The organism is Halomonas sp. SIMBA_159 (assembly GCF_046536035.1).
GTDB lineage: Bacteria > Pseudomonadota > Gammaproteobacteria > Pseudomonadales > Halomonadaceae > Vreelandella > Vreelandella venusta_A.
On record NZ_JAWJBT010000477.1, the window covers coordinates 1 to 276 of the forward strand.

The following is a 276-nucleotide window of genomic DNA, read 5'->3' on the forward strand; positions in this document are numbered from 1 at the left end:
CTTTTTAAAGTTAGGTTGCAATGAACGGATAACTTCGTGCAGGTAATCTGCCAGATTAATAGTACGCACGGCTTCACTGGTCTGATCAACCGCTATTTGTTTAAAGCTGGCAATCAGTTCAGAAGCCCGTATGAGGTTAGATTGCAGCAACTCCGTGCCCTGGCTTGCTTCTTCGATAAAGTGCTCAAGCATTTTAGGTGTCAGAGTTTTGTGTGCGTAGGCTACTGACAATGCTTGTAATTTTTCAGCGAGAAAACTGGTTGCTGTTACGCCAAT

The 276-nt window shown here is 43.8% G+C and carries 1 pseudogene; it reads right to left on the reverse strand.

Annotation, left to right across the window (positions count from 1 at the left end):
* Positions 1–276 (reverse strand): annotated as a pseudogene (locus R0J87_RS20095) (hypothetical protein); the annotation flags it as partial.